The following is a 7694-nucleotide window of genomic DNA, read 5'->3' as shown; positions in this document are numbered from 1 at the left end:
AACGGCGCCAGTGCCACGCCACCGTTCTCCAGGGTGCCGACGTACGGGGTGTTGTCGAAGTTGCCCTCGACATCGGTGCTGATGACGTCCTCGACGGCGTCGCCCATGAGCTTCATGACGGAGGTGAGGATGAACTCCTCGCCCTTGCCGGCGGTCTCGTAGCCGTCCGAGTCGACCCAGATCGCCTTGACGTCCTTGCCGCCCGCGTTCGCCTCGATGACGGCGTCGAGCGTGCCCGAGCCGACCGGACCGGCGACCGGCATGATGATGTCGGCACCCTCGTTGATGAAGTTCTGGGTGTTGGTCTTGCCTGCGGCGGCATCCTCGAAGTTACCCACGAAGGTGCCGTTCTGGCTCTCCTTGTCCCAGCCGAGGAGCTGCACGTCTCCGCCGGTCTCCTCGTTGAAGTAGTCCACGCCCTCGGCGAAGCCGTCCATGAAGATGGTCACGGTCGGGATGTTGATGCCGCCGTAGGTGGCCACCTTGCCGGACTCGCTGGTCGCCGCCGCTGCGTAGCCGGCGAGGAACGCGGCCTGCGCCGTGTCGTAGATGATCGGCTTGACGTTCGGCAGGTCGATCGAGTTGTCGTCGACGATCGCGAAGTTGGCATCGGTGTTGGCTTCCGCCGCTGCCTTCGTCGTGTCAGCGAGCAGGAAGCCGACGGTGACGGTGAGGTTGCACCCGGCCTGGACCATCTGGTCGACGTTGGGGCCGAAGTCGGTCTCGGCCTGCGATTCGGCCTGGTTGATCGTGATGCCGAGGTCCGTCTCGGCCTTCTTCAGGCCCTCGTAGCTGGACTGGTTGAACGAGCGGTCGTCGAATCCACCGGAGTCGGAGACGATGCAGCCGAGGTAGTCGGTGTTGGCCTCGGCGCTCGAGCCGCCACCGGCCGAGTCCTCGGCGGGCGGCGCGCCGCAGCCGGACAGGACGAGGGCCGAGACGCCGAGAACGGCGGCGGACAGGCCGGTGCCACGCGAGAATGAGCGCAGTGAGTTCTTCAAAAATGCCTCCAGGAGAGAAATGCGCCACGGGACGAATACCAGTGAGTGTCCATCACGGTCCACGATTGGATCCGAGGCTCTGTTTTCACTGGGAGACCGTGGCGCCGCGACACCGTCGGTGCAGCACGTATGCGAATATCCTAAGCGCCAAGTGATGGGGAACACTACACGGGCGGTCGGGGCGGGAGGATCGTTCGGTTTTCGTTATGCACAGGCGGCTGAGGACAGCCGGGAGGAGGTCCCGGTTCCTCCAGGACGCAGGACCCGGCCGTCAGTGGTCGCGACCGAGCACGGCCTGGAGGGCGGCGACGGCCATCACGCGGATACCGCAGGCGATCGCGCCTTCGTCGGGTGCGTAGTCCCCACGGTGGAGGTCGTAGGTCTCGCCACCGGGGGTGCGCGTGCCCAGCCGCATCATGGCACCGGGCACCTCCTGGGTCATCCAGGCGAAATCCTCGCCGCCCATGGACTGCGGGGTGAGGACGACGGCGCCCGAACCGAGTTCGGCGCGGGCCGCGGCTTCCAGTAACCCGGTCTCCGCCTCCTGGTTCACCACCGGGGGGACGCCGCGGATGTGCTCGAGCCTCACGTCGACCCCGAACGGGGCGGCCACCTCGCGCACGGCACGGTCGAGCAGCTCGCCCGCCGATTCCCAGGCTTCCCCGTCGAGGCAGCGGAGCGTGCCGGACATGAAGCCGTGCGCCGGGATGGCATTGGGCGCGGAGCCCGCATGGATCTGCCCCCACACCACGGACACCGCACTGCGCACGTCGATGCGGCGCGAGAGGACGGCCGGGACGTTCACGGCGATGGAGGCGAGGGCGAACACGAGGTCCTCGGTGAGGTGCGGGCGCGAGGTGTGGCCGCCGCGGCCGCTGAGCTCCACGCGGATGGTGTCCGACGCCGAGGTGATGGCGCCGATACGCGTGCCGACGAGGCCGACGTCGATCCTCGGATCGCAGTGGAGCGCCAGGATCCGCGGGACGCCGGTGAGCACGCCCTGGGCGATGACGTCGATCGCCCCGCCGGGCATCATCTCCTCCGCGGGCTGGAAGATGATGCGCACCGTGCCGGGCAGCGGCGCGTCGGCATCCAGGTCGGCGAGCACGAGCGCGACCCCCAGCATCACCGTGGTGTGGATGTCGTGCCCGCACGCGTGGGTGACACCGGTGGCGGCCGACGTGTAGTCCAGCCCCGTCTCCTCGACGATCGGCAGGGCGTCGATGTCCGCCCGCAGGGCGATCCGCAGGGGCCCCCGGCCGATGTCCACGTAGGCTCCGGTGCCCTCGAGCCGGTGCGGCACGAGCCCGGCCTGCGCGAGCCTGGCCACGATCAGGTCGGTGGTCCGGTGTTCCTTGTAGGACAGCTCCGGATGCCGGTGGATGTCGCGCCGGATCTCGGTCAGCTCGCCGAGCATCGGCTCGAGGGAGGCACCTACTCGGGAGATCGGCGGACTCTGGGTACTGGACGTTTCCACTGGATCAGCCTACCGACCGACGGCCCGGCACCCTCACACGATCGGACTCGCCCGTGTCATGGACGGATCGGGGTCCCGTCCTACAGCACGTCCGTGTCGCCGCTGGCGCGCAGCCTCTCGACGGCCTTCTTGACCTCCTGCGCGTGCTCCTTCGTCGTGACGAGGAGCGCGTCGGGTGTGTCGACGATGACGACGTCGTCGATGCCGATGAGGGCGATCACCCGCTTGGTGTCGGAGACGACGATCCCGGACGCGTTCTCCGAGAAGACGCGGGCCCCCTCCCCCATGACCGTGAGCTCGCTGTTCTCCTCGGCAGGATTGAGGCGGCCGATGGCCGCGAAGTCGCCGACGTCGTCCCAGTTGAACTCCCCGGGGATCATGGCGACGTCGCCCGCGGCGGCGGCGGGCTCCGCCACGGCGTAGTCGATCGCGATCTTCGGCAGGGTCGGCCAGACCCGGCGGGCCACCTCCACCCTGCGCGGGGTGTCCCACGCCTCGGCGATCTCCATCAGTCCCGCGTAGAGCTCGGGCTCGTTGGCGGAGAGGTGCTTCAGCATGAGGTCGACGGGTGCCACGAACATGCCCGCGTTCCACGAGTAGTTGCCGCTCCCGATATAGCCGTCGGCGACCTCCTGCGAGGGCTTCTCGACGAACTCGATGACGGCGCGCGCGCTGGGCGCTCCCGCCGAGGCGAGCGATTCACCGGCGCGGATGTACCCGAACCCGGTGGACGCGTGGGTCGGCTTGATGCCGATCGTGACGATGTATCCCCGTGCCGCGGTCTGGATGGCCTCTCGCACCGCAGCCTGGAAGACGTCCACGGGCGCGATGACCTGGTCGGCGGCGAAGGACCCCATGATGATGTCCGGGTCCCGCTGGTGCAGGATGGCCGCCGCCAGCCCGATCGCCGCCCCGGAATCCTTCGGCTCGGCCTCGAGCACCAGGTTCAGGTCCTCGATCTCGGGCAGCTGCTCGAGCACGGCCCGGCGGTGCACCATCCCGGTGACCACCATGATGCGTCCGTCGCACAGCGGCCGGAGGCGGTCGTACGTCGCCCGGATCAGGGTGCTGCCGGACCCCGTGAGGTCGTGCAGGAACTTGGGTGCGGCCGCCCGGGAGAGCGGCCACAGGCGTGTGCCCGTGCCTCCCGCGGGGATGACGCCGTGGAAGCGGTCCAGCACGTTCTCGGGGGTCTGGGCCGCGGCCCTCTCTGTACTCATCCGTTCCACGGTAACGGACGGGCGGTGCCCGGCGGCGATCCGGCCCCCATCGGGGACGGCCCCGGCCGCGCCTCCGGCACTCGGGGGAGGACCTCCATCAGTCCCGACGTGGACCCCGGCACGCACCCTCGCCACCGTCCCGGCCGGCTCCCGGTCGGCGCTCCGCCGATGCCCTGTCCGCCCCGGTGTGCACGGGTGTTAACAAGGTCACAGGGAAGGGGTGCCTAAATTGAACGGGAAGTGTCACCGGCCTACATTATTCTTATCTGAAGAGTGCTGTCGCACCGGCGTAATCCCTGCGTATAACGCGCTAACGCCCATGCGATGCAGGGAGGTAATTTCAATGCCGAAGACACTGACACCAGCAGGCACCCTCTACCGTGGCCGGGAAGGCCAATGGTCCTGGGTGGCCCACCGCATCACCGGGGTAGTGATTTTCTTCTTCCTCCTCGTGCACGTCCTGGACACGTCGCTCGTCCGCGTTTCGCCGGAAGCCTACGACGCCGTCATCGCCTCGTACAAGAACCCGATCATGGGTCTCGGGGAACTCGGCCTCGTCGCAGCCATCCTGTTCCACGCCTTCAACGGGGTCCGCGTCATCCTCGTGGACTTCTGGAAGAAGGGTCCGAGGTACCACCGCCAGATGCTGTGGGCCGTCGTAGGCCTCTGGGCGGTCGTCATGATCGCCTTCTCGATCCGCCATCTCTCGCACGTCTTCGGAGGTTAGTACCCATGGCTACCCCAACCATCGAAAGCCCCCGCTCCGGACGCGTCGCCCCGGGCTACTCACGCACCCCCGGCTCGCGCGGCAACTTCGAGATGACCGCCTGGCTCTTCATGCGCCTCTCCGGCGCCATCCTCCTGGTGCTGATCCTCGTCCACCTCTACGTGAACCTCGTCGCCGGTGACGGCATCACCGGGATCGACTTCGGCTTCGTCGCCGGCAAGTGGGCGGACCCCGTCTGGCAGATCTGGGACCTCACGCTGCTGTGGCTGTCCATGCTGCACGGCACCAACGGCATCCGCGTGATCATCAACGACTACGCCGAGAAGAACAGCACCCGTATGTGGCTCAAGGGTGTCCTGTACACGGCGACCGTGGTCATCCTGGTGCTCGGCACCCTCGTGATCTTCACGTTCGACCCCTGCCCCGTCATCGACGGGGTGGCCCACGTCGCGGACTACTGCCCCGCGCCGTAAGCCTGCCCACGTCGGCAGTTCCCGCACGGCGGGCCTTTTGGGGCTCCCCCGTGCACACACACCGGTTTCAACAGAAAGAGCGACCAGCATGCAGGTCCACAAGTACGACGTCGTCATCGTCGGCGCCGGTGGCGCGGGGATGCGCGCAGCCATCGAATCAGGGCAGCGCGCCCGCACCGCCGTCCTGACGAAGCTCTACCCCACCCGGTCCCACACGGGTGCGGCGCAGGGCGGCATGTGCGCTGCACTCGCCAACGTCGAGGAGGACAACTGGGAGTGGCACACCTTCGACACCGTCAAGGGCGGCGACTACCTCGTCGACCAGGACGCGGCCGAGGTCATGGCCAAGGAAGCCATCGAGGCGGTCCTCGACCTCGAGAAGATGGGCCTCCCGTTCAACCGCACCCCCGAGGGACGCATCGACCAGCGGCGGTTCGGCGGCCACACCCGCGACCACGGAAAGGCCCCCGTCCGCCGGTCCTGCTACGCGGCGGACCGTACGGGACACATGATCCTGCAGACGCTCTACCAGAACTGCGTCAAGCACAACGTCGAGTTCTACAACGAGTACTACGTCCTCGACCTGCTCATGGTGGACGAGGAGGTCACGGTCGACGGCGTGACGCGCATCCAGAAGCGCGTCGCCGGCGTCGTCTCCTACGACCTGGCCTCGGGTGAACTGCACATCTTCCAGGCCAAGTCCGTCGTCTTCGCCTCGGGCGGTGTCGGCAAGGTCTACAAGACGACGTCGAACGCCCACACCCTGACCGGTGACGGCATGGGCATCGCCTTCCGCCGCGGGATCCCCCTCGAGGACATGGAGTTCTTCCAGTTCCACCCGACCGGCCTCGCCGGACTGGGTATCCTGCTCTCCGAGGCCGCCCGCGGCGAGGGCGCCATCCTCCGCAACTCGGAGGGTGAGCGCTTCATGGAGCGCTACGCCCCCACCATCAAGGACCTCGCCCCGCGTGACATCGTCGCGCGGTCCATGGCGAACGAGGTCCGCGAGGGCCGCGGTGCCGGACCGAACAAGGACTACGTCCTCCTCGACCTGACGCACCTCGAGCCCGCGCACATCGACGCGAAGCTCCCGGACATCACCGAGTTCGCCCGCACCTACCTCGGCGTGGAGCCCTACACGGAGCCTGTCCCGGTCTTCCCGACGGCGCACTACGCCATGGGCGGCATCCCGACGAACATCAAGGCCGAGGTCCTGGCGGACAACGACACCGTGGTCCCGGGCCTCTACGCCGCCGGCGAGGTCGCGTGCGTCTCGGTGCACGGATCGAACCGCCTCGGCACCAATTCGCTCCTGGACATCAACGTCTTCGGGAAGCGCGCAGGGCTGGCCGCGGCCGAGTACGCCCTGACGGCCGACTTCGTCGAGATCCCCGAGAACCCCACGGTCGAGACCGAGGAGCTCCTCGACCGTGCACGCAGCTCGGAGGGCGGAGAGCGTGTGGCGCAGATCCGCAAGGAGCTGCAGGACATCATGGACGCGAATGTCCAGGTGTTCCGCACCGAGCAGACCCTGATCGAGGCCCTCCGCGTGATCGATACGCTGGAGGAGCGGTACACGCGGATCACCGTGCAGGACAAGGGCAAGCGGTTCAACCTCGATCTCCTCGAAGCCGTCGAGCTCGGGTTCCTCCTCGACATGGCGAAGGTCATGACGGCGGCGGCCCTGCACCGCAAGGAGTCCCGTGGTGGCCACTTCCGCGAGGACTACCCGGAGCGTGACGACGAGAATTTCATGACCCATTCCATGGCCTACAAGGATCCCAGCGCCACCGAGACGAGTGGCGTCCGCCTTGAGACCAAACCGGTTATCTTCACCCGATACCAGCCCATGGAGCGTAAGTACTGATGAGCACCGAAACGATGGAAAAAGAGCCGGCCTCCAAGGTCGAGCTCGCGCCCGGCGTCGGCGGCGGTGGAGAGATCCCCACGTTCGACATCACCCTGAAGGTCCGCCGCTACAATCCCGAGGTCTCCGACGACGCCCACTGGGACGAGTGGAAGCTGACCATGTACGGCACGGACCGCGTGCTGGACGCGCTGCACAAGGTGAAGTGGGAGCATGACGGCTCCGTCTCCTTCCGCCGCTCGTGTGCGCACGGTGTCTGCGGCTCCGACGCCATGCGCATCAACGGACGTAACCGCCTCGCCTGCAAGACCCTGCTGAAGGACCTCGACACGTCGAAGCCCATCCTCGTGGAGCCCATCAAGGGCCTGCCCGTGGAGAAGGACCTCATCGTCGACATGGAGCCGTTCTTCCAGTCCTACCGCGAGATCATGCCGTTCCTGATCAGCAAGGGCCACGAGCCCGCGAAGGAGCGCCTGCAGTCCGCCGAGGAGCGCGACCGCTACGACGACACCACCAAGTGCATCCTGTGCGCTGCGTGCACGTCGTCCTGCCCCGTCTTCTGGACCGACGGCCAGTACTTCGGCCCCGCGGCGATCGTGAACGCGCACCGTTTCATCTTCGACTCGCGCGACGACGCCGGGGACATGCGCCTCGAGATCCTGAACGACAAGGAAGGCGTGTGGCGTTGCCGCACCACCTTCAACTGCTCGGAGGCATGCCCCCGCGGCATCCAGGTCACGAAGGCGATCTCCGAGGTCAAGCAGGCGATCCTGACCCGCAAGATCTGACCGCCACCGGCGACCACGCAGTCCAGCTGCCGAGAAGGGCGGCCCGCATCGGTGGGCCGCCCTTCGTCGTTCCCGAGGTCTCTCGGGCACCTCGTCGCTGCGAGCAGGACGGGCGGATCGGGTCAGCTCAGGTCACGGCGG

At 67.5% G+C, this 7694-nt stretch carries 7 protein-coding genes; 4 read left to right on the top strand and 3 right to left on the bottom strand.

Translation table 11 applies throughout. The annotated features are described in order from the left end of the window. The 3 genes from CVO76_RS03220 to CVO76_RS03210 form a co-directional block, all read right to left on the bottom strand. The coding region (locus CVO76_RS03220; RefSeq protein ID WP_208740653.1) for a BMP family ABC transporter substrate-binding protein at positions 1-1001 on the bottom strand (1001 nt) is incomplete at its 3' end. Between the two features lie 271 nt (positions 1002-1272). Beyond that, the gene (locus CVO76_RS03215; protein WP_432206149.1) at positions 1273-2418 is read right to left on the bottom strand and encodes an amidohydrolase; all 1146 of its coding nucleotides are present in this window, start codon (positions 2416-2418) and stop codon (positions 1273-1275) included. Between the two features lie 140 nt (positions 2419-2558). Continuing rightward, positions 2559-3698 carry a mannose-1-phosphate guanylyltransferase gene (locus tag CVO76_RS03210; protein WP_208740652.1) on the bottom strand — a complete coding sequence of 380 codons (1140 nt, stop codon included), beginning with the start codon at positions 3696-3698 and terminating at the stop codon, positions 2559-2561. Between the two features lie 343 nt (positions 3699-4041). Between CVO76_RS03210 and sdhC the strand changes: the two genes are divergently transcribed. The 4 genes from sdhC to CVO76_RS03190 all read left to right on the top strand — a co-directional run bounded on the left by sdhC (position 4042) and on the right by CVO76_RS03190 (position 7553). Further along, positions 4042-4425, top strand: a complete 384-nt coding sequence (gene sdhC, locus CVO76_RS03205) for a succinate dehydrogenase, cytochrome b556 subunit (protein ID WP_133082745.1) — start codon at positions 4042-4044, stop codon at positions 4423-4425. Positions 4426-4430: 5 nt separating this feature from the next. Next, positions 4431-4898, top strand: a complete 468-nt coding sequence (locus CVO76_RS03200; protein WP_133082744.1) for a succinate dehydrogenase hydrophobic membrane anchor subunit — start codon at positions 4431-4433, stop codon at positions 4896-4898. Positions 4899-4986: 88 nt separating this feature from the next. Beyond that, positions 4987-6765 carry a succinate dehydrogenase flavoprotein subunit gene (gene sdhA, locus CVO76_RS03195; RefSeq protein ID WP_208740651.1) on the top strand — a complete coding sequence of 593 codons (1779 nt, stop codon included), beginning with the start codon at positions 4987-4989 and terminating at the stop codon, positions 6763-6765. Then, complete coding sequence (locus tag CVO76_RS03190; protein WP_208740650.1) at positions 6765-7553, top strand: succinate dehydrogenase iron-sulfur subunit; 789 nt, start codon at positions 6765-6767, stop codon at positions 7551-7553. The genes sdhA and CVO76_RS03190 overlap by 1 nt, the downstream gene beginning before the upstream one ends. Positions 7554-7694 lie beyond the last annotated feature (141 nt).

The organism is Arthrobacter agilis (assembly GCF_002953615.1).
GTDB classification, from domain to species: Bacteria; Actinomycetota; Actinomycetes; order Actinomycetales; family Micrococcaceae; genus Arthrobacter_D; species Arthrobacter_D agilis_B.
This window is presented reverse-complemented; position numbering and strand designations above follow the sequence as displayed.